The sequence below is a fragment of the Chryseobacterium sp. IT-36CA2 genome, assembly GCF_949767875.1.
Lineage (GTDB): Bacteria > Bacteroidota > Bacteroidia > Flavobacteriales > Weeksellaceae > Chryseobacterium.
In genome coordinates, this window is the sequence record NZ_CATKPG010000020.1 from 353,659 (window position 1) to 379,118 (window position 25,460).

The window sequence follows — 25,460 nt, forward strand, 5'->3', positions numbered from 1 at the left end:
TTATTTATTCGGCTTACTCACATATTTATTTCCCTTCACAAAGAAACGCCATGGTAAAAGTGCATCTTCCTGTGCGTAAGCAACCCCAATACGAGGTCCTGTAGTAATTTGATCCGAAGTATAAGAAATACCATGATCTTCAATCCAGATTTCATGTCCATTCAGATCTTTTTTATTCAATGACCGATCTATTCCCAACGCTTTGGATGCGGATCCTGGACCTGCAGAAATAGCAGGTTTAGTAGCGGGCATATTTCTTCTTAGTGCCATGATTTCTTTACCGATCAAAGGTTCAACAGCTCTCACCAAAACGGCATGTGGATCGTCTTGCAGGGAGGTCACTACATTGAAAAGATGATGAATTCCATAGCATAAATATACATAGGAAATTCCACCTTGGCTGTATAACGTTTCTGTACGGTCTGTACGTCTGCCTCCATAAGCATGGGAAGCTTTATCCTTAACACCAAAGTAGGCTTCTGTTTCTACAATGATTCCGGCTGTTATTTCACCATTGATTTCCGTAAAAAGGACTTTTCCCAAAAGATCCTGAGCCAGAAAAAGAACATCCTGGTTGGAATAATAGGAGGGTGGTAGTTTCATGAATGATTTTGAAATTATTTACTCAAATTTAGTCATAATCTTATAAAAATAAAAGCCATTGGAAACGAAGTATACAAAAGATACCACAAAAAATCACATTTCATAAATCAGTGAGTAATTTGGCACATCCATTGTTGCTTTCTTTATAACATCATTTTACACCACTATAAAAATTTATAGGTTTTGACACTTATTTTTCCCTGGAGCAATCCGGGGAATTTTTGTTTGAGCTTAAAATAGTTTTTAACAATTAAAAATAAAAGTCCCACATTGCTGTGAGACTTTCATTATTTATCTTGCTCCCGGAGGGCAATGTTCTTTTAAATACTTCGTAAACAAAGTTGTCAGATGCAGTGACGTTCCTTCTCCTTCATTAATAGCGTGGGTACGGTTAGGATAAGACATCAGCTGAAACTGTTTGTTGTATTTTACCAATTCATTGATGTATACTTCTGTATTCTGATAATGTACATTGTCATCACCTGTTCCATGAACCAACAGAAGGTTTCCTTTTAAGTTTTTCGCATAAGCCAATGGCGAACCCTTAACAAAATCTTCTCTGTTTTCCTGCGGAAGTCCCATATAACGTTCCTGATAGATATTATCATAGAACAACTGATTGGCAACTGGTGCAATGGCGATACCCGTTTGGTAAATATCAGGATATTGTCCTAAAAGGTTCAGCGTAGAAGAGCCTCCACCGCTCCAGCCCCATACGGCAACTCTCGAAGTATCCACATAGGGCCATTTCGCGAATAAAGCCTTAGCTCCCATCGCCTGATCACGGATATTCATCTGGCCTATTTTTCGGTAGACAGATTTTCTCCATTCACGTCCTCTTGGAGCAGGGGTCCCACGGTTTTCAAGGGAAACATATAAATAGCCGTCTTCTGCCATATCCCCGGCATATAACCAATTCCAACCTGTATAAAATTCATCTGTTACTGTTTGCATAGCGGGTTCTCCATACACTGTAAAGACGATAGGATATTTTTTATTGGGATCAAAATTTTTAGGCTTTACTACCCAGCCATCTAAAGTAACACCATCCTGAGTGGTAATCTGGAAGAACTCAGCTTTAGACTTAGCAGGATCAGCCTTTGCAGATCTTTTGGCAGCTACAAGCTCTTTATGTTCCGGAAGTGACACCACTGCATCTGCGGAAAATGCATTGATGCTATTATTGGTAAACATAGCAATTTTTCCATTAGGAGAGATGGTATATTCGTTGGATCCTTTATAGGATTCCGGGGTCACTTTTTGGGCATTTCCTCCTTTCATGCTTACTTTATACAGGTATTTCTGAGTGGCATTATTCGGAGAAGCTAAAAAGTAAATCTGTTTATTCTGAACATCAAAAAACTCTGGCTTAATCACATCGAAGGCATCTTTTGTAATCAATGTTTCCTTACCGTTCATATCTATTTTATAAATATGTCTCCATCCGTCTTTCTCAGAAAGCCATAAGAATTCTTTTCCGTTATCAATCCAGTCCCAACCCTTTGGATCGTTGTCGTTCCAACGTGATTTTATATCAATCCATGCAGCATCGGTTTCTGTGTGAATGGTCTTACTGCTTCCAGAATTGGCATCTGCTACGATAATTTTACTTTGATTCTGTTTTCTGTTCAATTGCTGCAGAATAACGGATTTGGAATCCAGTACCCATTCCATTCTGGGAATATAATTTTGCATTTCATCACCTGAAATATCAGCTTTTTTTGAAGATTTGGAAGCAATATCATAAAACCAGATGCTGCATCCTGAAGGATTTTCTCCTACCTTTGGATACTCTACCGGAATGGTAAAAGAATACAGGCTATCTGTATTATTGATCATCAGGAAGTTTTTCGTCCCTCGTGCATCAAGCTTCCAATACGCTATTTTACTGCCATCCGGAGACCACCTGAAACCATCCTGAGTTCCGAATTCTTCTTCATACACCCAGTCAAAAGTACCGTTAATCATTCCGTCAGTACCATCTGTAGTAATTTTGGTAAGCTGATTGTTGGAAAGATCTTCAACATAAATATTATGCTTGGACACGTAAGCTACTTTTTTACCATCTGGGGAATACTTTGCAAACATCAGTGATGAAACTGGTAAGTCTTTTCCAAGCTGGGTAAGTTTTTTAGTATTTTTATCAAAAATCCAGTAATCTCCACGGGTATTGTCTCTCCATACTTTCTTTGTATTGGCAAAAAGCAATAAACTTTTATCATCAGGAGATACTTGAAAACTCTGTACCTGCAATGCTTCAGTACTTCCTGCAGGAACAAGTTCACTGCTGCTTAGAAGCGTCTGATCTTTTTCAGGATGCAGTATGTCTACAATTTCAACTCCTTTTTTTGTAAATGAATAGTATGCATTGCCATCCGGAGTCCATTGTGTCTTTTGCGCCGCAAGTGGCGACAGACATAGGAAGTACAATGCAATAATTGTCAGTTTTTTTATTTTCTTCATAGGTATTATTTCAATTAAGCTAAATGTTCAGCTCTGTAATTTTCAATTTCTTCAACTGTTTTAATCAAACCGCTGCCAAGGAGTCTGTAACCGTTATCTGTGATCAGGAAATCATCTTCTACACGAATTCCTCCGAAGTTTCGATATTCATTCACTTTATCATAATTAATAAAGTCTGCATTTCTATTTTCAGCCTGCCACATATCAATCAAATCAGGGATCATATAGATACCGGGTTCAACTGTTACCACAAAACCAGTTTCCAGCTCTTTTCCTAAACGTAAAGATTTAAGCCCGAAGGTTTTGGTATCTTTTGGTTCTGCTTCGGTATAGCCGATATATTGTTCACCAAGATCCTCCATATCATGCACATCAAGTCCCATCATATGTCCTAATCCACACTGGAAAAATAGAGTATGAGCATGGTTTTTAACTGCATCTTCAGGATTTCCTTTCATCAACCCAAGATCAATAAGACCTTCTACTAAATGCTGAGCGGCATTCAGGTGAATATCTTTAAATCGGATTCCTGGTTTCAGAAGGCTTTGAGCATTATAAAAAGCATTTAAAACTACTTCATACATTTCCTTTTGCTTTGTGGTAAAGGTCTTGCTAATAGGAAATGTTCTGGTAAGATCACCTGCATATCCCATAGCCGTTTCCGCTCCGGAATCATTGAGGAAAAGATCACCTTCTTTCAGGGTATTAAGACGGTAATGATTATGAAGAATACCTCCGTTTATTGTTACAATTGGAGGATAAGACATCTGACATTCTTTATTGGCAGCAAGATGCTGAATTGCATTGGCAATTTCATATTCTTTCATCCCCGGTTTCGCTGCAAGCATTGCCAGCAGATGCATTTCATTAGATACATCCACAGCCTGTTCTATCTGTACAATTTCCTGAGGTTCTTTGATGGAACGTTGCTTTACAATAGCTTTGATCATTTCTATGGAAGGCTGTAATGCTGCAATTTTAATTCCGAGAAGATCTGCCAGTACAATTTTATTGGAAGACTGGTATGGTGGAAGATAATGCACTTTTCTACCCGAAGACAATGCTTTTGTAATGTATTGAGAAAGTTCTGCATAAGGTAGCGTTTCCTGCACACCGGATTTCAGACTTTTTTCTTTCAGAGTTTCCTGTCTTCCCATCCAAACAATATCATCAATACTCAATTCGTCTCCGAAAACAATGGTTTTATTTTCATCGATATCAATAATGGCTGCAATACGGGGTTCCTGAATTCCGAAATAGTATAAATAGGTACTGTCCTGACGGAAATAGTAAGGATTGTGCTCAAAGTTCACCGGATTCTCTATATTTCCCAAAAACAATAGGATTCCGCTTTGCACACTGGTTTGCAATACGGCTCTTCTGTCCTGATAAGTGGTTGCTGAAAACATATTATGAATACTTTTTTATTTAAAGGTTTAATGTACGATTTGTATCGTTAAAAGACTTCTTTGTTACAATAAAATTTAGATTTTGTGATGGGTTCTTCGTTTATTTATGTAGTTTTATGCTATCACTTAATTTCATTATAACATTTCAATGTATTATAAAAACGAAACTATCATCATCCGTGCGTTTACTCCTGAAGAATTTTCTTTATTTTCCACTCTTTTTCAAAATGAAAACGTTACCCGATATCTTCCTTACAAGACTCCTGAAGAATATAAGGAAATGTTTGATAAAGCCCTGGGAGATTATAAGGAAGGACCTTTCAGCAGATGGGGAATATTTAATTTTGAGAATAATGATTTTGTAGGAATGTGTCTTGCCAGAATTTTTCTAGACAATCCGGAACAGATGGAAATAGGATATACTTTAGACGAAAAATACTGGGGAAAAGGTCTTGGAACTGAGGTATGCAAAGCACTTGTTGACTATTGCTATTCATTAAATCATAAGAAAGATATCGTAGCGGTAACCGATCTTGATAATATCGGATCACAGAAAGTACTTCTTAAAAGTAATTTTAAAAGGATTGAAAACCTAAAACGGGAGGACAGAGAACTGGCTTATTTTATTTTACAGAAAGAGTAACCTTGTCTCTCATATTACAAATGAAGGGCTGGGAGTTCCCCTCCTGTGGAGGGGTGGCGAAAATTTAAAGAATTTTTGACGGGGTGGTTCGCACACATCCACTTCTCGCTTCTTCACTATAAAACATTTCATTTATCAGATAATTTATCATAACTTGCAGGAATTATGATGTCGAAACGTTGCAAATATGCGCTTAAAGCAATGGTCAGATTAGCAAGGAATTATAACCAGGGCTTTCTGCCAACCTCCGTTATTGCACAAGACGAAAACATTCCCAAGAAATTTCTGGAACAAATTCTTCTCGAACTTAAAAGAGCCAAACTTGTCAATAGTAAGCAAGGCAAAGTAGGAGGGTATTACCTTCTGAAATCACCTGATGAGGTCTCGTTAGCAGATATTTACCGTATTTTCGATGGCCCTATTGCTCTTACACCATGCGTTTCTTTAAACTTTTACGAAGCCTGTGACGATTGTGTAGATGAAGCTGTCTGTTATCTGAGAAAAGAATTAATGATCGTTCGTGAAAAGACCAGAACAAGTATGATGGAAGCCACTCTGACTAAGTTTATCAATAACAAATAATTTTTTTTCATTTAAATTCTACTATTTTGATAGGAGTTGTAGAATTTTGTATATATTTGCAAGACTTAAATCTCAATTCAAAATGAATAACAGTCTGAAAAATGAATACGAAAATCTTGTAAAAGAGGTTAATGAAGCTTCCTTTCAAACGAATGGGCTGGAAATACTGACTGAAAGATTTCCGGGTAAAGTTATCTTTTCAACCAGTTTCAGTTACGAAGATCAGGTCATCACTCATCTGATAAAAGATTTAAATATTGAAATATTTACCCTGGATACGGGAAGACTTTTCGAGCAGACCTACGAAACATGGACTTCCACTAAAGCATTCTTTAAAAAGAACATCAAAGCCTATTATCCGGATATGGAAGAGCTCAGAGAATTTGTAACAGAAAATGGTCCTGATTCTTTCTATCAATCTGTAGAAAAAAGGAAAGCATGCTGTACCATCCGAAAGGTTCATCCTTTAAGAAAAGCACTGGAAGGCTATGAAGTATGGATTACAGGTCTGAGATCTGAACATTCTGCGAACAGACAGAATATGCCTCAGCTGGAATGGGATCCGGATAATAAGATTATTAAGTATCATCCTATCCTTCATTGGACTACAGAACAGGTGACTGCTTATGTAAAAGATCATCAGCTGCCTTACAATCATCTTCATAAAAAAGGATTTGTGAGCATAGGATGTGAACCCTGTACCAGAGCAATAAAAGAAGGGGAAGATTTCAGAGCCGGCCGTTGGTGGTGGGAAGATGCCAACAAAAAAGAATGCGGTCTGCATATTCATCAATAAAAAAAGAAAAAAATGTCAATACATCAGTTAAACTATTTAGATCAGTTAGAAGCCGAATCTATTTACATATTAAGAGAAGTAGCAGGTCAGTTTGAACGTCCGGCTTTATTATTCAGTGGAGGAAAAGACAGTATTGTACTGGCTCATCTGGCGAGAAAAGCCTTCTTCCATGGAAAAATCCCGTTTACATTTGTTCATGTAGATACTGGTCATAATTTTCAGGAAGTTCTGGATTTTCGTGATCAGCTGGTAAAACAGCTAGATGTTAACCTGGCAGTCAGAAAAGTGGAAGACACTATAAAAAGCAAAAAACTGACCGAGGCTAAAGGTAAGTTCCCAAGCAGAAACTGGCTGCAAACCTACACTCTTCTTGACACCATTGAAGAATTTGAATTTGATGCCTGTATCGGAGGAGCCAGAAGAGATGAGGAAAAAGCCCGCGCCAAAGAAAGAATATTCTCAGTACGTGATGAATTCGGACAGTGGGATCCTAAATTGCAACGTCCTGAACTTTGGAATATTTTCAACGGAAAAATCCATAAAGGAGAAAATGTAAGAGTTTTCCCAATCAGTAACTGGACGGAGCTTGACATCTGGAACTATATCCGAAGAGAGAAAATTGCACTTCCTTCCATCTATTTCTCGCATGAAAGAGAAGTAATTGACTTCAACGGGCAGTGGCTTGCCAATTCTACACATGTCGTGTTAGAACCGGAAGATATCATTACCACCAAAAAAATCCGTTACCGTACTGTAGGAGACATGACTTGCACCGCCGCTGTAGAATCTAATGCTGTAACAATAGATGCTGTAATAGAAGAAATTGTAGCCACCAGAATTTCAGAACGTGGGGAAACCAGAATAGACGACAGGGTAACAGAAGCCGCTATGGAAGACCGAAAAAAAGGAGGCTATTTTTAATCAATGATAAAAGATAGTTGATTAATGATTACACAAAGCATTTTCATCAATTATCATTCATAATTTATCACTTATAATTACAATCGGATGGATATATTAAGATTTATAACAGCAGGAAGCGTAGATGACGGTAAAAGTACCCTTATCGGAAGACTGCTTTACGATAGCAAAAGTATTTTACAGGACCAGTTGGAAGTCCTTGAAAAACATTCTAAAAACAAAAATGAAGACGGAGTAGACCTTGCCCTTTTAACGGATGGTCTGCGCGCAGAAAGAGAGCAGGGAATCACGATTGATGTTGCCTACCGATATTTTTCAACGGCAAAAAGAAAATTCATCATTGCTGATGCTCCAGGGCACGTACAATATACCCGTAATATGATCACCGGAGCATCCAACTCTGATCTGATGGTTATTCTGATCGATGCTCGAAAAGGTGTAATTGAGCAGACCAGAAGGCACTCCATTATCGCTTCTTTATTACAGCTGAAAAAAGTAGCTGTTGCCATCAACAAAATGGATATGGTAGATTATTCCGAAGAAGTTTTTGAAAATATAAAATCAGAATACTCAAAAATTGCAGAAAATCTGGGATTAAATGATGTCAGTTATTTTCCTATTTCAGCATTAAAAGGAGATAATATTGTTTCAAAATCTTCGAGAACAGAATGGTACGAAGGAAATTCTCTTCTGGAATATCTTGAAGAAGTAACAATCAATGAAGAAAAAAATAACGGAAGTCGTTTTCAGGTTCAGTATGTAATCCGTCCTCAAACGGAAGAATTGCACGATTACAGAGGATATGCAGGACAAATATTAAGCGGAAAATTTACAAAAGGAGACAAAATCCATATTCTACCAGCAGATCTAACCACAGAAATCACCAAAATTGAGATCAATGGTATTGAAAAAGAAGAAGCCTTTGAAGGTCAGCCTGCCGTTATCCACCTCGCTCATGATGTAGATATCAGCAGAGGAGATATTTTTGCTACTGAAGAACATGTTCCGGTTGTTGAAAAAGACCTTGAAATTCTTTTATGCTGGCTTGATCAAAAACCTTTGCAGCCGGGAAATAAATACCTTCTGCAGCAAAACAGCAGACTTGTAAAAGCAGTAGTAAAAGAGGTAGACTACAAGATCAATGTTAATACTCTTGTCAGAGAACAGGCGGATGGAGATATTAAACTGAATGAAATTGTAAAAGTTACCCTCCGTACAGCACAGCCACTGGTCTATGACAGCTTTACCAATAATAAAACAACAGGCTCTGCCATTTTGGTGGATGAAACGTCTAATTCAACGGTAGCGGCCTGTATAATTCAATAGAAAAATGGCAATTTCCGATCAGTTAATACAAAGAATTCATCAGACTAAACAAAATAATATCCATGGATTCTTTGATAAAATAAAGACCAAAAAATGGGTAAAGGATTTGTATGAAACACTCTTCCTTCCTCAGAATGATAATACTGAAGATCAGCTGAAAAGAAATTTTGAAGCACTGCAGGAAACACTTTCAGACCTTATCAATACGGTAACAGGAGATAAAATCCTTACTGAAAAAGAGGTCAGTCAGTTTTTTGAGGCTTTACCGGAGCTTTATAATCAATTGGTTCTGGATGCAACATCTATTTTGGAATTTGATCCTGCTGCTGATTCTCTGGAAGAAGTGTACCTGGCATATCCCGGCTTTTTTGCCACGTACGTCTATCGTATTTCACATCAGCTTTGGAATCAGGAAGTGAAAATTTTGCCCCGTGTCATTTCAGAATATGCTCACAGTAAAACCGGAATTGATATTCATCCGGGAGCAACAATAGGAAAGTCTTTTTTTATTGACCACGGAACAGGAATTGTGATCGGAGAAACAACCATTATCGGGAACAACGTCAAAATCTATCAGGGAGTAACCCTCGGAGCATTGAATGTTTCCAAAGAAAAAGCCCATCAGAAAAGACATCCTAATATTGAAGATGATGTGATTATCTATTCGGGAGCCACTATTCTGGGAGGGGAAACCACCATAGGCAGAGAAAGTGTCATAGGAGGAAATGTCTGGGTTACACAGGATGTTCCTGCCAATTCTCTGGTCTACCATAAAAGTGAAATAAAAATAAAGGATAATAGCTCATTACCGGAATCATTAACCTTTGTGATTTAAGAAAAAAAACAAAAATAAAGTACATTGATATGAAGTTTCAGAATGCATTAGAAACGATTGGAAATACACCCGTCGTAAAAATTAATAAACTCTTCAGTTCAGATCATGAAATCTGGATTAAACTTGAAAAAAGCAACCCTGGCGGAAGCATTAAAGACAGAATTGGCTTAGCCATGATTGAAGATGCAGAAGCCAAAGGATTATTAAATAAAGACAGCGTTATTATAGAGCCTACAAGTGGAAATACAGGAATTGGGCTAGCTTTAGTAGCTGCTGTAAAAGGATATAAACTCATTCTTGTCATGCCGGAAAGCATGAGTATAGAACGCCGTAAAATTATGGAAGCTTACGGAGCAGACTTCGTACTTACTCCAAGGGAAAAAGGGATGAAAGGTGCCATTGAAAAAGCCAGTGAATTGGCTGAAGAAACCCCAAATTCATGGATTCCAAGACAGTTTGATAATCCTGCCAATGTAAAAGTACACGTAGAAACTACCGCTCAGGAAATTTTAAAAGATTTTCCGGACGGTCTGGATTACATCATTACAGGAGTAGGAACCGGAGGACATATCACCGGAATTGCAAAAACGGTAAAAGAAAAATACCCTAACCTGAAAGTAATTGCTGTAGAGCCCGAATTATCCCCTGTACTAAGCGGAGGAAGTCCGGCACCACACCCATTACAGGGATTAGGAGCAGGCTTTGTACCTTCCATTCTGGATATTACCCTTTTGGACGGAGTGATCACTGTAGGAAAGGAAGAGGCTTATGAATATGCCCTCAATGCCGCTAAAAAAGAAGGCCTTTTTGTGGGAGTTTCCACTGGAGCCGCTTTAGCAGCCATCGCCAAACATCTACCGGAAATACAACCTAATGCTAAAATCCTTACCATCAATTACGATACCGGAGAAAGATATCTGTCTGTAGAAGGACTCTTCTAAATCCTTAATTAACACCTACTTCAATGAAAACAAATATAAAATCACCAAAGGTCTTCCTTATCGGTGCAGGACCCGGCAATCCTGAACTTATCACTGTAAAAGCAGTAAAAGCTATCGCAGAAGCAGATGCCATCTTATGTGACCGACTTGTAAGTCCGGAAATTCTGGAAACCTACGTTAATGAAAACACAGAAATCATTTATGTAGGAAAAGAATGCAGTAAAAATGCTTCCACTCCTCAATCTCATATCAATACTTTGATGGTGGAATATGCCCTTCAGAACAAAACCATTGTAAGGTTGAAAGGAGGAGACGTTTCTATATTTTCAAATATTCTGGATGAACTGCAGGCTTTAAAACAGAACCATATTCCGTACGAAATTATTCCGGGAATTACTGCCGCTTTAGGTGCTGCAGCGTTTGCAGGGATGCCATTAACAGCGAGAGGATATTCTACATCAGTTCGTTTTCTGACGTACTATAAATCGGAAATCGTAAGTGAAGAATACTGGAAAGAACTTGCTTTAACTAATGACACCCTTGTTTTCTATATGTCAAAAGGAAATCTTACCCCTCTTGTAGAAAAGCTGAAAGAACTTCAGATCTCGAGTGATAAAAAAATTGCAGTCATTGAACAGGCTACGACACCTTTCCAAAAGGTATACACGTCATCATTTGATGATTTCAATGAAAAATTCGGAGACAAAAACTTTGCTTCACCTTCATTGGTGGTAGTGGGTAAAATTGTAAATCTCCATGAAGAATTTTCATGGCTTGAAAATGCCGAACAGGAAGGTCTTTACTTCAAATCAGTAGAAAACGGAAGTCTAATCCCTACAACTCAAAATTTCTTCGAATATGCTGTCTGAAACTAAATTAAATGTATTAAAACAAATATCCGGAGACCTCTCCAGAGACGAAGCCATCTGGGCAAGCGGATATCTGGCCGGAATTGCCGGAGGGACATCACTGACAGCCGCTCTGCCACCACAGGAAACGAATACTATTGCACAGAATGTTGTAAAGAAAATAACCCTGGCTTACGGAACAGAAACTGGAAACAGTAAAAAACTAGCGACTGCTCTGGCAGGTGTAGTGAAGAAAAAAGGACTTCAGGTAAAACTGGCTGATCTTTCTCAATACAAGCCCAAAGATCTGGCAAAAGAAGAGTTCTTTTTCGTAGTCATCAGTACGCAGGGAGAAGGTGAACCACCAGCCCTTGCCAAAAAGTTCTACGATTATATTTATGAAAATGAAATTAATCTTAGCGGACTTAAATATGGAGTGCTGGCATTGGGAGACAGCAGTTATCCTTTGTTCTGCCAAACCGGTGAAGATGTAGATTCACGTTTTGAAATATTGGGAGCACAGCGTATTATTCCGTTAAAAAAATGTGATATTGATTACGAGCAGGAAGCCTCTCATTGGATAGAGCATGTATTCGAAACGGTTAATAAAAATGCTGGTCAGAATACAAAAAATGTTTCAGCTCCAAAGGTATCTACCGGAAGAAAGAAATATCAGGGGAAAGTTTCAGCCATCATCAATCTGAATGATATTACGTCTGAAAAAGAAACCTATCATATTGAAATTGAAACAGAAGAAGCACTTATCTATCAACCTGGAGCAGCGCTGGGAGTTATTCCATTCAATTCAAAATCTGTAGTGGATGAAATTATTGCGCTGACAGGAATTGATGCTCAAAAACAAATAGAAACATCAAAGGTTACAGCTTCTGTTGAAGAGCTGTTGCACAAACATCTTAACATCAGCTACTTATTAAAATCTGTTGTTGCTCAATATGCAAAAATAACGGAACATTCCATTCCGGAAGTGAGATTAAGCCTTCTTGATCTTCTTAGGATTTATCCTGTGAAAAATGCAGATGAATTTGAAGAAATTATTCAAATATTGACAGCACAAGCCCCACGTCTTTATTCAATTTCTTCCTCTGTAGAAGCTCATGGGGATACGGAAATTCATATTACCGTAGCAAAGTCAGAATTCTTTATTGACCATCAGAAACACAATGGGTTATGTAGTGGTTTTCTGAGTGAATTCAAAGAAGGAGAAAACGTGGAATTTTATATTCAGGATGCAGGACATTTCAAACTTCCGGAAGCCGGTAAAGATATCATTATGATTGGTCCGGGAACAGGGATAGCTCCTTTCAGATCATTCCTTTGGGAACGTGATGCTACAGGTGCAGAAGGAAGAAACTGGTTGTTTTTTGGAGACAGGAACTTTGTATCAGATTTTCTTTATCAGGCCGAACTTCAGGATTTTCTTAAAACAGGCAGCTTAACGCATTTAGATCTTGCTTTTTCAAGAGATACCGCAGAGAAAGTATATGTTCAGCACAGATTGGAGCAAAATGCTCAGGAAGTATTTTACTGGCTGGAAGGCGGAGCATCGGTGTACGTATGCGGAGCCAAAGAACCCATGGCTTATGATGTAGAACAAACGCTTCTTACCATTATTCAAAATGAAGGAAAACGCAGTAAAGAAGACGCTGTAGTTTACCTCGAAGAAATGGAACTGAACGGCAGATATGCCAAAGATGTGTATTAAAAAGAAGTACTCGTAAAAATTAAAGGAAACAGTTATGAACAATGATAAAGAAAACCTTTCACCGGTAGAAAGGATTAAAACCAGCAGTAACGGACTCAGAGGATCTTTAAAAGAGAGTCTTGCTGATCAATTTACCGGAGCCATAAGGGAAGATGACCAGACTCTGATCAAATTTCATGGAATGTACCAACAGGACGACAGAGACCGTAGGGAAGAACGTGTCTCTAAAAAACTGGAATGGCTGTATTCTTATATGATCAGACTAAGGCTTCCCGGTGGCTTTTTAACTCCGGAACAATGGGTAGGATTGAATGAAACTGCTGAAGATCATTCTACAGGAACGATAAAAGTAACTACAAGACAAACGATTCAGCTGCATGGGATTTTAAAATCTCATTTAAGACCTACCATTCAGAGCTTCAATCTGCAACACCTGGATTCGATTGCGGCTTGTGGAGATGTCAACAGGAATGTAACCTGTACAGCGAATCCTTCGGAATCTCCTTTACAGCAGGAAGCTTACGAACTGGCTGGAAAAATCAGTGAAATGTGTCTTCCAAAAACCCAATCTTATTATGACATCTGGATTGATGACGAACTTCTGATAGACCGTAAAGCGGAAGAAGATCCATTATATCAGGACAGATATCTTCCGAGAAAGCTGAAAATAGGAATCGCTGTTCCGCCTAATAATGATGTGGATGTATTCATCAATGATATTGCCTTAATCGCTATTATCGAAAATGATAAAATCGTTGGCTACAATATCGCTGCCGGAGGTGGGCTGGGAGCAACCCATGGAAATGAAGCTACTTACGCCCGTCTTGCCTCTATTCTTGGGTTTGTAGATACGGAAGAAAAAGTTTTGAAAGCTGTCTACGAAATCATCACAGTACAAAGAGACTTCGGAAACAGAAGTGACCGAAAATTATCAAGATTAAAATACACAATTGATAAATTGGGGATCGATCAGTACAGAGCTGAAGTAGAAAAAAGAACAGGATTCAGTTTTGAACCTGCCAGAGAATTCAAGTTTGAACAAAGAAAAGACCGTTACGGCTGGATTCAGAATCATGAAGGAAAATGGTTTTATACTGTATTTGTAGAGCATGGAAGAATCCTTAATACAGCGGAATATCCTTTAAAATCAGGGTTATTAAAAATCGCACAAACTGGCAAAGCCAATTTCCGTTTTACTTGTAATCAGAATCTTATTCTGGCTGATATTGAGGAAAAAGATAAACCTGAAATTGAACATATTTTAAAAGAGCATGGAATTTCAGATTATACGAATGGTGCAAGTGCCCTGCGTAAAAACTCCGTTGCCTGCGTGGCTTTGAACACTTGTTCACTGGCTTTAGCGGAAGCACAGCGTTATCTGCCTTCTTTGGTTACAAAAATAGAACCTATCCTTGAAAAATATGGTCTGCTGGAAGAAGATATTACCATTCGTATGACGGGTTGTCCAAATGGCTGCGGACGATCTCCCAATGCTGAAATCGGATTTGTAGGTACAGCTTATGGAAAATATAATCTTCATATTGGAGGAGACCACTTAGGAATGCGACTGAATACAAAATTTAAAGAAAATATTGGTGAAGAAGAAATCCTGACCACGCTGGATGAGCTTTTCGGAATTTATGTACAGAAAAGACTTGCAGAAGAAACATTTGGTGATTTTTCATACCGTTACTTACACACCTTAAATTAATTATATGGCTAATTTTCATTATGATCTGAAAAAAAATAAAAAAACTAAACGATTTCATTTAGGCGGACGAATGTGTATGTGTTGTTGATTTTTGAATAACAATACAAACAAAGCTGTTTGAAGTTTTTGAATCATGGAAGTCTAACAGACTGTCATTGCGAACCGAAGGTGAAGCAATCTCAGCAATAATATTAATGGCTTAAACCACCCCGTCAAAAATTCTTTGAATTTTCGCCACCCCTCCAAAAGAGGGGAATTCTAAGCCACTCAATTGTAATATTAACCAATATAGAAGACTTTCATCATAGAAGTAAAAAATTCAGACAGCTTCATTCTCAACCTAAAAAATGAAGCAAAATGAAAAACAAAAAGCAGGGAAATTTTCTGCCAAAAGCGGGTATTATCGCATTCACATTTCTATTCTTTAACTTCGCAGAAGCACAGCAGCAGCTTATAGAGCTCAGCGGAAGCATCAAAAATACAGGTACACGCAAAGGTCTTGACTCTGTAAAGGTGCAGATCGAAAATACACAAGATACTGCATTAACGGATCAGCTGGGTAACTTTAAGCTCAGAACAAGAGTTACCATTCCGTTTAGGGTGGTGATTCAGAAAGACGGTTTCACAGGACAAACCGTTGAAATCCTTTCACCTTCCAATAAAATAACGATAGGACTGAACCCTCAGAATACAATCATTGATGATGTGGTAATCTCAGCCTCCAGAGTTCCGGAAAAGATATTAAGATCACCTATAGCCATTGAGAAGATTGATATCAAAACCATCAGAGAAAGTCCTGCAGCCTCATTCTATGAAACATTGGAAAATGTAAAGGGATTACAACTTTTAACATCAAGTCTTACGTTGAAAATTCCTAATTCGAGAGGATTTAACTCGCCTAATAATTTCCGATTCATGCAGTTGGTAGACGGTGTAGATGTACAGTCGGCAACGTTGGGAGTGCCATTGGGAAATGCAATAGGTCCTACCGAACTGGATATCCAATCTATGGAAGTCACGCCCGGAGCCGCTTCAGCATTATACGGAATGAATGCCATCAACGGACTGGCAAGTTTACAGACCAAAGATCCGTTTACGTCTGAAGGAATAAGCCTTTATTTCCGTGGCGGGGTGAATCATGTAGACAATGTCAATCATAAAATAAGTTCTCTGGGAGAAAGTGCTATCCGCTTTGCAAAAGTGATCAATAAAAACTTTGCGGTAAAAGTTAATGCATCTTATTTCAGCGGAACCGACTGGATCTCCAACAATCTGACCGATCAGAATCCAGGATCTCTGGTTACAGCCAATCCTAATTTTGCACTGGCCAATAATCCGGCAGAAGACCTTTGGAATAAATACGGCGACGAAAGAAATAACCGTGTAGCCGTAAAAGTGGATTACAATGGGAAACCAACTACATTCAATGTTTCAAGAACAGGATATCTGGAGAAAGATCTTGTAAGTCCGGATGTGAAAAATATCAAGTTCGATGCAGGATTATACTACCGTTTCGGAGATCAGTGGAGAACATCCTACGTATACCGTTATGGCTTACTGGACGGGACTTTTCAAAGAGGAAATAAAATCCGTTTACAGAATGCCACCGTTCAGAACCATAAAATAGAACTGATCGGAAAAGAGCTGACATTCAGAGCTTATGTATCCATTGAAAATACCGGAGATTCTTATAATCTTAAACCTTTGGCAGACAATCTGGATCTCACCAATCTTTCCAATACCAACTGGAAAAATATATTCCAAACAGCACTTCAGAATAACCTGAATGCGGGAGCTAATCTCAACGATGCATTCATCTTAGCTCGTCAGCAAGCAGATAAAAACAGAGTCGTACCAGGAACTGCAGCCTTTGAACAGTTAAAAAACACCATTATAGGGATCAATAACTGGGATTCGGCTAATGGAGGAGTAGCAGGAGCTCCGGCAACAGGAGGGGCAAAACTTGAACAGAAATCCCGCTTTTATCAGGGAGAACTTACCTACGATTTCAGCAGGTTTGTGAAGATTTTCAACCTTCTTGCTGGTATAGATTATCGTTTGTACAGTATTACTCCGGATGGAAACAATTTTGTTGATTTCAACCGCCCTGTCAATGAAAGAAATATTCCTTTGGCCAATGGTACCTTCGGGAAAGATGTTATTTATCAGAAGTATGGAGCTTTTGCACAGATTACCAAGCTTTTCTTTGATGATAAATTAAAAATTAATGCTGCTTTACGTATCGACAGAAATCCTGAATTTGAATCCAAATTAAATCCGAGAATCAGTGTAGTTTATTCTCCTGTTAAAGAGCATAATTTCAGAGCTTCTTTCCAGAACGGATATCGTTTTCCATCATTGTTTGAAGCCCTCTCTTTCGTAAACAACGGAAATGTAAGAAGAGTGGGAGGACTTTCAAAAGTGAATGATGGATTAGGCTATCTGGAAAATTCCTACACACTAGCTTCAATTGATAAATTCACATCAGCAGTGAATGCAGATGTAGACGTCGGAAAAACCCAGGCTCAGGCTGCTCAGGATAACAAACAGCTTTTAACCGTAGCCAATCTGCAGAAGTTACAGCCGGAAAAAATCAATTCATTTGAAGTAGGGTATAAATCTACTTTTTTCAATAATAAACTGGTACTGGACTGGGATTTCTATTACAACATCTATGAAGGATTCCTTGGGCAGGTAGAAGTAGCTGTCCCTAAAAATAGTCAGGTAGGAAGCAATACTGCCGTACTTGCAATGCTCGATAGAAGCAAACAGGACCGATACAGGGTGTATACTAACAGTAACAACACTTACAAAAGCTATGGAACCTCTTTAGGAATTCGTTATAATATTACAGGAAATTATAATGTGAACACCAATGTTTCTTATAATGATCTTGCTTCTAACAATTCTTCAGACCTGTTTATTACCGCTTTCAACACCCCAAAATGGATGGTGAATATAAGTGTAGGAAACAGAGAAATTGTTAAAAATATAGGATTTACCCTTGTGGCGAGATGGCAGAGCGGTTTTATGTGGGAAAGTCCTTTAGCATCCGGAGCAATTCCGGCTTACTATACGATTGATGCTCAGGCTACATGGAAACTTCCGGAAATCCGCGCAAATATTAAAATTGGGGCTACCAATTTACTGAACCGTCGTTATTTCCAGTATGCAGCAGGTCCTGAAATCGGAGGACTGTATTATCTCGCTTTTACTTATGACTTAAAACTGTAATCAGGATGAGCAATTCATTATATCCCATATTTTTAAAACTCGAAAACCTTTCACTGCTGATCATCGGCGGTGGAAAGGTCGCTCTTGAAAAACTGGAATCTGTACTGGGCAATTCACCGGAAACTTCCATCAAACTGGTGGCAAAAGAGATTATCCCCGAAGTCAGAACCTTACAAAATCAGTTTTCCAATATTACATTGCACGAAAGAGCCTATGATGATCATGATTTTAATGATGCCGATCTCGCCATTATAGCAGTGAATGATATTGTATTGGCTGGAGAAATCAGAGAAAAAGCCCAGAAAAAAAATGTACTGGTCAATATTGCAGACAAGCCGGATTTGTGTGATTTTTATTTAGGTTCCATTGTCAAAAAGGGTAGTCTCAAAATTGCTATTTCCACCAACGGAAAATCTCCGACCATCGCTAAAAGATTAAGAGAAACCTTTACTGAAGTGATTCCTGATGAAATGGATCATGTATTGGATAATATGCAGCATATCCGTAATCAGCTTACCGGAGATTTCAATTATAAGGTGAAAGAACTCAACAAAATTACTACAGAATACCTGTCTGACGGAAAAGTTGCTGCAAAACCAGACATGGAAATTGAGAAACTGATCAATATTACCAAAACAGCTCAGAGAAAAGCTAATATTTACCTGGCCATCATAGGCGTTTTACTTCTTTTCGGATTATTTGGACTTTTAGTGTACCAGTTCAATCTTTCCGGTGATATTCAGTATTTTCTGAATAAGGACGGTCATATTTTTTACTGGATGCTATTTGCCGGTTTTATGGCAGAGATTGTTGCAGGATCCATGGGAATGGGATATGGAGTGATATGTACCACCATTCTTTTGCTATTGAATGTTCCACCTCCCGTTGTGAGTGCAAGTATTCACTCTGCAGAGTCATTTACTACTGCAGCCGGTAGTTTCAGTCATTATAAACTGGGAAATGTCAATAAAAAAATGGTATGGGTGTTGTTCCCGCTGGCTATTGTAGGCTCTATCATAGGTGCTTTAACGCTGTCTCATTATGGCGAACATTATGCTCATATTGTAAAACCTATTATTGCCTGCTACACCTTATATCTTGGAATCAACATCTTAAGAAATGCATTCAAAGATAAAAAATCGGGGCAAGGTAAAACCAAACGAAGAACTAATCTCAGAGTATTAGGATTGATAGGTGGATTTATTGATTCCTTTGCAGGAGGCGGATGGGGACCATTGGTGACCGGAACACTAATTAAAGAGGGTAGAATTCCCCGCTATGTAGTGGGAAGTTCTACAGTTGCCAAGTTTTTATTGACCATAACAAGTGCTATTACATTTATTTTTACGATTGGAATTCATCACTGGAATATTGTTTTAGGGCTTTTGCTGGGTGGTGTTTTTACAGCTCCTTTTTCAGCAATGCTTACGTCAAAGCTTCCAACAAAGAAAATGTTTGTTGTGGTAGGAATAGTGGTGATCCTGATGAGTCTTGTTACCATAATAAAATCAATTTTATCATAAAAAATAATAATTAAGCTTCAGAAAAAGCGTGTTTTTTTAACGCAAAGATTTTAATGTTTTACTTTATTTTGAGATTTCAAAGGGGGAAAAATCAATGATACAGTGCATAGACACTATCATTACTCATTTTTAGTAAAAATCTGAAACCATTAAAACTTTGCGTTTTTTTATTTAAAAAATATATGGTCTTGCTTTTTTAAGATACACAAAGTCCCAAAGATTTTATCTCCGATAAAATTGGACACTGTACATTTTTAAATTTCTCGTAGATTATACAAATTAAGCGTAAAAGAAAAAAAACTTCTAAATCTTTGAGAAAAGTTATAACACAGTCCTTCCTGAAAATCCCGGATTTTCTTGCATCTTAAAAATTTCAGATAAAATTTTAAAAATCTTTGCGCTCTTACGATTATCCAACAAAAAAACAGCTCCCAAAAAGAGAGCTGCTTAAAGTAATTAACTATTTACAGATTTTGTTTTCCTAAAAGTATCAAATCCAAATCCCGTACACCCTTGAAATAAGAACAGGAGCAAAAACAGAAGATACAGTGTCTGAGGCAGATAAAGGAAATAGCTCAGCCATGTAAAAGGATCCATTTCATAAATTCCGGTTTCAGATTTTATTGGGATAAGTTCTTTGGGAATTGAGCCCAAATCATGTGTGAATAAAGCGACAAGTATGATAATGATTAAAAATACAGAGCTTATTCTCGTCCAAAAACCCAGCATGAGAAATAAACCGAATATACATTCACAAAATGCAGTAAAATTCGCAGTAAACTGAGGAAATGGAAATCCTATCGTACTGATGGTATTGAACATATATCCCTGAAAAATAGGATGAAAAAGTTTGTTGAAACCTGCAATAAAAAAGAATAATCCAATGAGTATTCTGCATATTACATAGATATTAACTGTATTTTTTTCGAGGTTTGATAGTATTGTTTTCATTATTTTTTTAATTCATTGATTGATTATATCAACATGACTAAACCACGAACAACAGCTGGTCATGTGATTTTTGATTAGATCATTGGATTTCTTATATAATTTTCAGAAATCCGTAAAATAAAAAGTTCTAAATTATATTTTAGGAGGGATCCAGATAGAATTAAAAAAAGAAGAATAGGGTGGATCATCATACAAGAAATAACGGTTATCTATCTCCTGATCCATAAATTTTTCAAATGCAAAAGAATGAAAAGAAGCAGTAAAAAACAGAGAAAAGCCAGAACAATAATTACTGTTGCACTTTATTGGAGTTCTGTTGTTCTCTTCCAGATAAATCTTATTGCATTTTTTATGAGAGGTCTCTTTCTGACTGTAATGCTGTTTTGTATTGATAAAAGAAAAATGGGAATTTTCAGTTTTTAGGATCACCAAATGGAGTAGTATTAAAAATATATTTAATACTCGTATATACTTCCATAATTCCTTCTTTTTCAACATAAATTCCAAGCAACTAAGACAAATATAGTAAAATTTTTATACTGATTGTTTAGTTTGGAACTTATCGAGGGGCATCTGCTTTATTAACCACCCGTCAAAAATTCTTTGAATTTTCGCCATCCCTCCAAAAGAGGGGAATTTTTGCCCTTCATTTAGGATATTGGTCTTTCTAAGTTATTTAATGTAACAGAACTATTTTGTTGCTTGTTGTTCTTTTTTAATCTGTTCAATTCCCTGCCTGTAAGTGGTTACCGGAAATTCAGGGAATCTTTTTCTGAATTTTGAATCATCAAAGAGATTATTATATTGATATCTCGGAAGCAGTTCCTGTAGTTCTTTTGCATTTTTGTTGAATAAAGAACCTATTGTAAAAGCAACTTTCGGGATTACAGAATACCGGAATTCCTTTCCATAGACCTCAGAAACCAATGCAATAAATTCTTTGTAAGTTAATTTATTATCGTCTACCGGTAAATGCCATGTTTGTCCATAAGCATCGGAAGTATTTCCGATTAAAGCAGTTGCCCGACTTGCATCCGGAGTCCAGATCAAGCTTCGAACTTTATCATCTCTTAAAGGAACTTTCAGTTTTTTATCCTCTTTAATCGCATTGAAAATAAGACTATTGGTAATACTCTGTGTTTTTCCGGGACCATAAAATTCAGGGGCTCTGCAGATTACTGCTTCAATTGTTCCTGCTTTCATTTCTTTTAAAAGCATATCTGTCATTTTTTTTCTTATAATTCCTTTTCTTCCTACGGGAGCAAATTCTGTTTGTTCTGTTAAAACCTCATTATTTTGGGGATACATATAGGTATTATCAAAAAACACCAGTTTTGTACCGTTGATTTTGCAGGCTTCAATAACATTTTTCATGATGGTTAAAAATTGTTTTTCCCACAAATCTGTATCCATAGGAAGTCCAAGAGTAAAATAAGCAATTTTACTTCCTTCCACCGCTGCAATTGCTTTTTCTTTGTCTGATAAATCTGCAGAAAAAACAGTATCTGTATCATTTACTTTTTTAGCATTTCTGCTGACAATACGGATATCTGAGGTATAATTTCTTTTCAGTTCTCTTGCCAGTTCTTCACCAATCTGCCCATTAGCTCCTAATATTGTTTGCATCGTTTCCTATTTTAAGGGTTATCTGTTGTATTGAAAATAAATGGAATACTTTCAAATTGCTTTTATTTTCAATGCAAAATTCGGGCACAACTATAAAAACAGAGTAGCAGAATCCATGAAAATTGTAACATAATCTCTGATGGTATAAAAAAGCCCGGAAAATAAAGAGAGCCATGAAGAAGAATATATAACTCTTTTTGCTTTCTTTACTTCCCGGCTCTTAGAATTTCCTTGTTATCATTTTTTGTCCAATGCCAGATAATTATCCTCAATTCTGCTGATCAGAATATAAAGCAAACCTGCATAGATCATCTGAATTCCCATCGCTTCCCAATTTTCAATGGTACTGCTTCCAAAAAGCAGCAGGATAATCAGAGAAGCCCCGGCTATAGTGGCGATACGGGTTTTAAAGCCAATCATTAACAGTAGTCCGATGATAAATTCCAAAAAGGGGAGTGTAACTCCGAACAGATGCACCAATGGCTGTGGAAGCCAGCTTGTTTCAAAACCTTTCATCATTCCTGATGCAAAGTCCTGTAGTTTCACGAGACGAACCAATCCGTGTCCTAAAAAATTGATTCCCATAGATAGACGGAGGAAAAAATAGGCTGTTTTTGTATTCATAGAGGTATTTTTTTTTGGGTGGTGGTGGTGGTGGATGGAAGCTGGTTTTAAAAATATTTTGCAGACTTTAATACCATCTTTCTTCCAGCCACCAGCTTACTTATTAAACTTTTCTTCGCTATTATCAATTGGGGTATCAGGATCATTCATCACCATATTGGCAATATCATCTTTTCTCATAAAGACTACGCCCTGTTTTTCTTTGGTATATTTAATGAATTCCTCCATGGCATGCACCATAGCAGGAGTTCCGCCAATTCTGTCGTGAAAACTGATGCTCATCATCCTTCTCTTTGAAGCTCCTTCCTCATAAAGACGGTCAAATTCAAATTTCAGCTGTACCAGAAACTGATCCGGACTCCAATGCTTTCCTTCAATACTAACAATATCATTATTACGAAGGGTATAAGGAATGACTACAAAGTTTTTCCCTTTTACTTTGGTAATGAAAGGTTCATCATGGCTTAAATCATCAATATGATACAGAAAACCAAGATCCTGTAAAACCTTTAGTGTATTCGGGCTTCTTCTGAGCCAGTTCGCGTTATAACCAACAGCTTTCTTACCTGTAATCTTTTCAACAACATCTACACCTTCCTTTACAAAATTCAGCTCCTCAGTATAGCTTTTATTCCACTGATTGTCCCACGCAATACCATGAGCTGCAATTTCATGTCCTCCGTTTGCAATGGCTCTGGCCACTTCGGGGTACCTTTCAGCAGCTGTTCCTACGACATGGGATGTTACTTTAATGTTATATTTTTTCCATAAATCCAGCATACGGTAGATGCCTTCATTTCCTCCATAGCGATACCAGCTTTCTGCGGGAAGATCTGGCTGCCCTTTAGGCAGGGGAGTTCCGCTGAAAGGACTTTCTGCTCCCTCTGGTTGTCCGCCTGTTTCAAACTGCATAGAAACGGAAATAACCAACTGAGCTCCATTAGGCCAGTATTTTTTTGCTGAAGCCTGTTTTTCATGCTGATGCTTATTCTCTGTTTTATCCCTGTCATGATGATCAGAAAAGGACATCAAAACAATTGTTGATGCAAGCAGCAACACTGATTCTTTTATATATTTCATTTTGAATGTATTGATAGGACAAAATTGAGAAATAACCCATCTGTATTTATTGTAAAAATTAATGGTAAATTTGTAAAAATCCATTCTCTTATGAAGCGAATTGTTAATTTCAACTCTTTTAATGTTTTCAGTATAGAAAAGGAAATCTGGGATGTTGAGTATCATAACCATAACTTTTATGAATTGATTATTATTGAAAATGGAAAAGGATTTCATCATCTTAACAATATTACTTTTCCGTATAAAAAAGGAGATGCTTTTCTCCTAAGACCAAGCGATGGTCATGAGTTTTCGATTAAAAGCAGAACAAAATTCATTTATATAAAATTTACAGAACAATATATCTGGGAAAACCTTTTATCTAATAAAAAGAATGAACTAAAAAAAGTCGTTCAGCTCCTGATGGAAAATCACCCTTTTGTATATGAATCGGTGATTAAAAGTAAAACTGATAGAGTACACCTGTTACAGTTAGCCCGAATTCTTCTGTATGAATTCAGTCATAAGAGCACATATAGTAAAGAAATAACGACTGATCTTTTTTCTGGAATTATGACCATTCTTATTCGAAATACAATGAACAATGTCACTACTAAAGACTGGGTTATACAGCATGTAAGCAGAATTGAAAAAATCCTGTATTATATAAATGTGAATGCTTTGGATGCTGATAAAATGAAAATTGAAAATTTGGCCAAAGAGTTTATGCTTTCACCAAATTATATCAGTATTTATATCAAAAAACAAACAGGCTTCTCTGTACAGCAGCATATTATGCAGCATAGAATAAAAACAGCAGAAAAACTTTTACTCCAAAGTCATTACAACATCAGTGAAATTGCTGATAAACTGGGCTTTAATGACGCCAGTCATTTCAATAAAATATTCAAAGGGTATAAAGAAATGTCTCCGTCCGAATTTAAAAAGAGATCAATAGCAAAGTAATTGGTTAAGAGAAATATGGTTCTGGAATTCAATTTATCTTTTGATACCAATCGCCTTTAACGCACTGGATGTTAAGAAAACATCATCAAAGACAGTAAGTGATTCTACATCAATGAATCCTGAAGGAATCAGATCATTTTTATTAAAAGACAATTCAATAGAAGGGTCATATGCAGCAATAATTCTCACTTTTGAATATCCATTGTAATCTACTTTGAATGCTTCAAACATACAGTTCTGCTCAGCCTTCTGATATTCAGCATATTCTTCAAATCCGGCAATGTCTGTTCTTTTCCCGTCATTATGATCGAGAGATTTCCACTCAAAATAATTTTTAGGCTCTTTCAGAATATTTCCTTTGGGGTCTACAGGAACAAACATACCAAGGGTCAAACGCTTCTTTAAAAAATTGGCATAATTATTCATCAGATTTAAAATCTGAAGATCGGCATATCCTTCGTGCGAATAATATTCCAGCACGAAAGTGGTCATCGGAATCAGCTTATGAGAAGCATCAGTCGGCATATTGAGTCTTTACTTTTTGGCCGATAAAAATAGTATTTTTATTTACGCTACCCAACGGAAGCAGGTGAATAGGATGGAATTTATACCGATTCTGAATAACAATAACTTTGGAACAAACTCTCATTTTTCAGTATTTTTGAAGGAATAACTA

The 25,460-nt window shown here is 37.3% G+C and carries 21 protein-coding genes; 13 read left to right on the top strand and 8 right to left on the bottom strand.

Annotated elements, in window-relative coordinates; all coding sequences use genetic code 11:
• The 3 genes from ACM6F9_RS09015 to ACM6F9_RS09025 all read right to left on the bottom strand — a co-directional run bounded on the left by ACM6F9_RS09015 (window position 1) and on the right by ACM6F9_RS09025 (window position 4,475).
• A complete protein-coding gene (locus tag ACM6F9_RS09015; protein ID WP_414845407.1) occupies window positions 1-603 on the bottom strand; it encodes a DNA-3-methyladenine glycosylase in 603 nt (200 codons plus the stop codon).
• A 291-nt stretch (window positions 604-894) separates the two neighbouring features.
• Window positions 895-3,066, bottom strand: a complete 2,172-nt coding sequence (locus ACM6F9_RS09020; RefSeq protein WP_414845408.1) for a S9 family peptidase — start codon at window positions 3,064-3,066, stop codon at window positions 895-897.
• Between the two features lie 14 nt (window positions 3,067-3,080).
• Entirely contained in the window at window positions 3,081-4,475 is a 1,395-nt protein-coding gene (locus tag ACM6F9_RS09025) for an aminopeptidase P family protein (protein ID WP_414845409.1), read from the bottom strand.
• A 148-nt stretch (window positions 4,476-4,623) separates the two neighbouring features.
• Here ACM6F9_RS09025 and ACM6F9_RS09030 point away from each other — a divergent pair, with 148 nt between their 5' ends.
• From ACM6F9_RS09030 to ACM6F9_RS09085, 12 genes are all read left to right on the top strand, one after another.
• Window positions 4,624-5,118 (top strand): GNAT family N-acetyltransferase, encoded by a 495-nt coding sequence (locus tag ACM6F9_RS09030; RefSeq protein ID WP_414845410.1) that lies wholly within the window; start codon window positions 4,624-4,626, stop codon window positions 5,116-5,118.
• Between the two features lie 165 nt (window positions 5,119-5,283).
• Window positions 5,284-5,700: an RrF2 family transcriptional regulator gene (locus tag ACM6F9_RS09035; RefSeq protein WP_027372388.1), complete on the top strand. Its 417-nt coding sequence runs from the start codon at window positions 5,284-5,286 to the stop codon at window positions 5,698-5,700.
• Window positions 5,701-5,782: 82 nt separating this feature from the next.
• Window positions 5,783-6,496 carry a phosphoadenylyl-sulfate reductase gene (locus ACM6F9_RS09040; protein WP_414845411.1) on the top strand — a complete coding sequence of 238 codons (714 nt, stop codon included), beginning with the start codon at window positions 5,783-5,785 and terminating at the stop codon, window positions 6,494-6,496.
• 12 nt (window positions 6,497-6,508) lie between these two features.
• The gene (gene cysD, locus ACM6F9_RS09045; protein ID WP_414845412.1) at window positions 6,509-7,417 is read left to right on the top strand and encodes a sulfate adenylyltransferase subunit CysD; all 909 of its coding nucleotides are present in this window, start codon (window positions 6,509-6,511) and stop codon (window positions 7,415-7,417) included.
• Window positions 7,418-7,504: 87 nt separating this feature from the next.
• Window positions 7,505-8,743, top strand: a complete 1,239-nt coding sequence (locus tag ACM6F9_RS09050; protein ID WP_414845413.1) for a sulfate adenylyltransferase subunit 1 — start codon at window positions 7,505-7,507, stop codon at window positions 8,741-8,743.
• A gap of 4 nt (window positions 8,744-8,747) precedes the next feature.
• Window positions 8,748-9,578, top strand: a complete 831-nt coding sequence (epsC, locus tag ACM6F9_RS09055; protein ID WP_129040287.1) for a serine O-acetyltransferase EpsC — start codon at window positions 8,748-8,750, stop codon at window positions 9,576-9,578.
• Between the two features lie 29 nt (window positions 9,579-9,607).
• Window positions 9,608-10,519, top strand: coding sequence for a cysteine synthase A (cysK, locus tag ACM6F9_RS09060; protein ID WP_414845414.1), 912 nt, complete (start codon window positions 9,608-9,610; stop codon window positions 10,517-10,519).
• Between the two features lie 23 nt (window positions 10,520-10,542).
• A complete protein-coding gene (gene cobA / locus ACM6F9_RS09065) occupies window positions 10,543-11,388 on the top strand; it encodes a uroporphyrinogen-III C-methyltransferase (protein WP_414845415.1) in 846 nt (281 codons plus the stop codon).
• Window positions 11,378-13,090 carry a sulfite reductase flavoprotein subunit alpha gene (locus tag ACM6F9_RS09070; protein ID WP_414845416.1) on the top strand — a complete coding sequence of 571 codons (1,713 nt, stop codon included), beginning with the start codon at window positions 11,378-11,380 and terminating at the stop codon, window positions 13,088-13,090. The genes cobA and ACM6F9_RS09070 overlap by 11 nt, the downstream gene beginning before the upstream one ends.
• Window positions 13,091-13,124: 34 nt before the next feature.
• Window positions 13,125-14,801: an NADPH-dependent assimilatory sulfite reductase hemoprotein subunit gene (locus tag ACM6F9_RS09075; RefSeq protein WP_414845417.1), complete on the top strand. Its 1,677-nt coding sequence runs from the start codon at window positions 13,125-13,127 to the stop codon at window positions 14,799-14,801.
• Between the two features lie 357 nt (window positions 14,802-15,158).
• Window positions 15,159-18,035 carry a TonB-dependent receptor gene (locus ACM6F9_RS09080; RefSeq protein ID WP_414845418.1) on the top strand — a complete coding sequence of 959 codons (2,877 nt, stop codon included), beginning with the start codon at window positions 15,159-15,161 and terminating at the stop codon, window positions 18,033-18,035.
• A gap of 5 nt (window positions 18,036-18,040) precedes the next feature.
• The gene (locus ACM6F9_RS09085; RefSeq protein ID WP_414845419.1) at window positions 18,041-19,558 is read left to right on the top strand and encodes a TSUP family transporter; all 1,518 of its coding nucleotides are present in this window, start codon (window positions 18,041-18,043) and stop codon (window positions 19,556-19,558) included.
• A 456-nt stretch (window positions 19,559-20,014) separates the two neighbouring features.
• Here ACM6F9_RS09085 and ACM6F9_RS09090 read toward each other — a convergent pair whose 3' ends face one another.
• From ACM6F9_RS09090 to ACM6F9_RS09105, 4 genes are all read right to left on the bottom strand, one after another.
• The gene (locus ACM6F9_RS09090) at window positions 20,015-20,509 is read right to left on the bottom strand and encodes a DoxX family protein (protein WP_414845420.1); all 495 of its coding nucleotides are present in this window, start codon (window positions 20,507-20,509) and stop codon (window positions 20,015-20,017) included.
• A gap of 690 nt (window positions 20,510-21,199) precedes the next feature.
• Window positions 21,200-22,135, bottom strand: a complete 936-nt coding sequence (locus ACM6F9_RS09095; protein ID WP_414845421.1) for an NAD-dependent epimerase/dehydratase family protein — start codon at window positions 22,133-22,135, stop codon at window positions 21,200-21,202.
• Between the two features lie 237 nt (window positions 22,136-22,372).
• Window positions 22,373-22,759, bottom strand: a complete 387-nt coding sequence (locus ACM6F9_RS09100) for a DoxX family protein (protein WP_414845422.1) — start codon at window positions 22,757-22,759, stop codon at window positions 22,373-22,375.
• 96 nt (window positions 22,760-22,855) lie between these two features.
• Complete coding sequence (locus ACM6F9_RS09105; protein WP_414845423.1) at window positions 22,856-23,839, bottom strand: polysaccharide deacetylase family protein; 984 nt, start codon at window positions 23,837-23,839, stop codon at window positions 22,856-22,858.
• A 90-nt stretch (window positions 23,840-23,929) separates the two neighbouring features.
• Between ACM6F9_RS09105 and ACM6F9_RS09110 the strand changes: the two genes are divergently transcribed.
• On the top strand, window positions 23,930-24,784 hold the full coding sequence (locus ACM6F9_RS09110) for an AraC family transcriptional regulator (protein ID WP_414845424.1): 855 nt from the start codon (window positions 23,930-23,932) through the stop codon (window positions 24,782-24,784).
• A gap of 33 nt (window positions 24,785-24,817) precedes the next feature.
• Here ACM6F9_RS09110 and ACM6F9_RS09115 read toward each other — a convergent pair whose 3' ends face one another.
• Window positions 24,818-25,309 carry a hypothetical protein gene (locus tag ACM6F9_RS09115; RefSeq protein ID WP_414845425.1) on the bottom strand — a complete coding sequence of 164 codons (492 nt, stop codon included), beginning with the start codon at window positions 25,307-25,309 and terminating at the stop codon, window positions 24,818-24,820.
• Window positions 25,310-25,460 lie beyond the last annotated feature (151 nt).

Excerpts from the sequence above, each read along its gene's own strand:
- ACM6F9_RS09015 (WP_414845407.1), bottom strand. The coding sequence starts at position 603 with ATGAAACTACCACCCTCCTATTATTCCAACCAGGATGTTCTTTTTCTG.
- ACM6F9_RS09020 (WP_414845408.1), bottom strand. The coding sequence starts at position 3,066 with ATGAAGAAAATAAAAAAACTGACAATTATTGCATTGTACTTCCTATGT.
- ACM6F9_RS09025 (WP_414845409.1), bottom strand. The coding sequence starts at position 4,475 with ATGTTTTCAGCAACCACTTATCAGGACAGAAGAGCCGTATTGCAAACC.
- ACM6F9_RS09030 (WP_414845410.1), top strand. The coding sequence starts at position 4,624 with ATGTATTATAAAAACGAAACTATCATCATCCGTGCGTTTACTCCTGAA.
- ACM6F9_RS09035 (WP_027372388.1), top strand. The coding sequence starts at position 5,284 with ATGATGTCGAAACGTTGCAAATATGCGCTTAAAGCAATGGTCAGATTA.
- ACM6F9_RS09040 (WP_414845411.1), top strand. The coding sequence starts at position 5,783 with ATGAATAACAGTCTGAAAAATGAATACGAAAATCTTGTAAAAGAGGTT.
- cysD (WP_414845412.1), top strand. The coding sequence starts at position 6,509 with ATGTCAATACATCAGTTAAACTATTTAGATCAGTTAGAAGCCGAATCT.
- ACM6F9_RS09050 (WP_414845413.1), top strand. The coding sequence starts at position 7,505 with ATGGATATATTAAGATTTATAACAGCAGGAAGCGTAGATGACGGTAAA.
- epsC (WP_129040287.1), top strand. The coding sequence starts at position 8,748 with ATGGCAATTTCCGATCAGTTAATACAAAGAATTCATCAGACTAAACAA.
- cysK (WP_414845414.1), top strand. The coding sequence starts at position 9,608 with ATGAAGTTTCAGAATGCATTAGAAACGATTGGAAATACACCCGTCGTA.
- cobA (WP_414845415.1), top strand. The coding sequence starts at position 10,543 with ATGAAAACAAATATAAAATCACCAAAGGTCTTCCTTATCGGTGCAGGA.
- ACM6F9_RS09070 (WP_414845416.1), top strand. The coding sequence starts at position 11,378 with ATGCTGTCTGAAACTAAATTAAATGTATTAAAACAAATATCCGGAGAC.
- ACM6F9_RS09075 (WP_414845417.1), top strand. The coding sequence starts at position 13,125 with ATGAACAATGATAAAGAAAACCTTTCACCGGTAGAAAGGATTAAAACC.
- ACM6F9_RS09080 (WP_414845418.1), top strand. The coding sequence starts at position 15,159 with ATGAAAAACAAAAAGCAGGGAAATTTTCTGCCAAAAGCGGGTATTATC.
- ACM6F9_RS09085 (WP_414845419.1), top strand. The coding sequence starts at position 18,041 with ATGAGCAATTCATTATATCCCATATTTTTAAAACTCGAAAACCTTTCA.
- ACM6F9_RS09090 (WP_414845420.1), bottom strand. The coding sequence starts at position 20,509 with ATGAAAACAATACTATCAAACCTCGAAAAAAATACAGTTAATATCTAT.
- ACM6F9_RS09095 (WP_414845421.1), bottom strand. The coding sequence starts at position 22,135 with ATGCAAACAATATTAGGAGCTAATGGGCAGATTGGTGAAGAACTGGCA.
- ACM6F9_RS09100 (WP_414845422.1), bottom strand. The coding sequence starts at position 22,759 with ATGAATACAAAAACAGCCTATTTTTTCCTCCGTCTATCTATGGGAATC.
- ACM6F9_RS09105 (WP_414845423.1), bottom strand. The coding sequence starts at position 23,839 with ATGAAATATATAAAAGAATCAGTGTTGCTGCTTGCATCAACAATTGTT.
- ACM6F9_RS09110 (WP_414845424.1), top strand. The coding sequence starts at position 23,930 with ATGAAGCGAATTGTTAATTTCAACTCTTTTAATGTTTTCAGTATAGAA.
- ACM6F9_RS09115 (WP_414845425.1), bottom strand. The coding sequence starts at position 25,309 with ATGCCGACTGATGCTTCTCATAAGCTGATTCCGATGACCACTTTCGTG.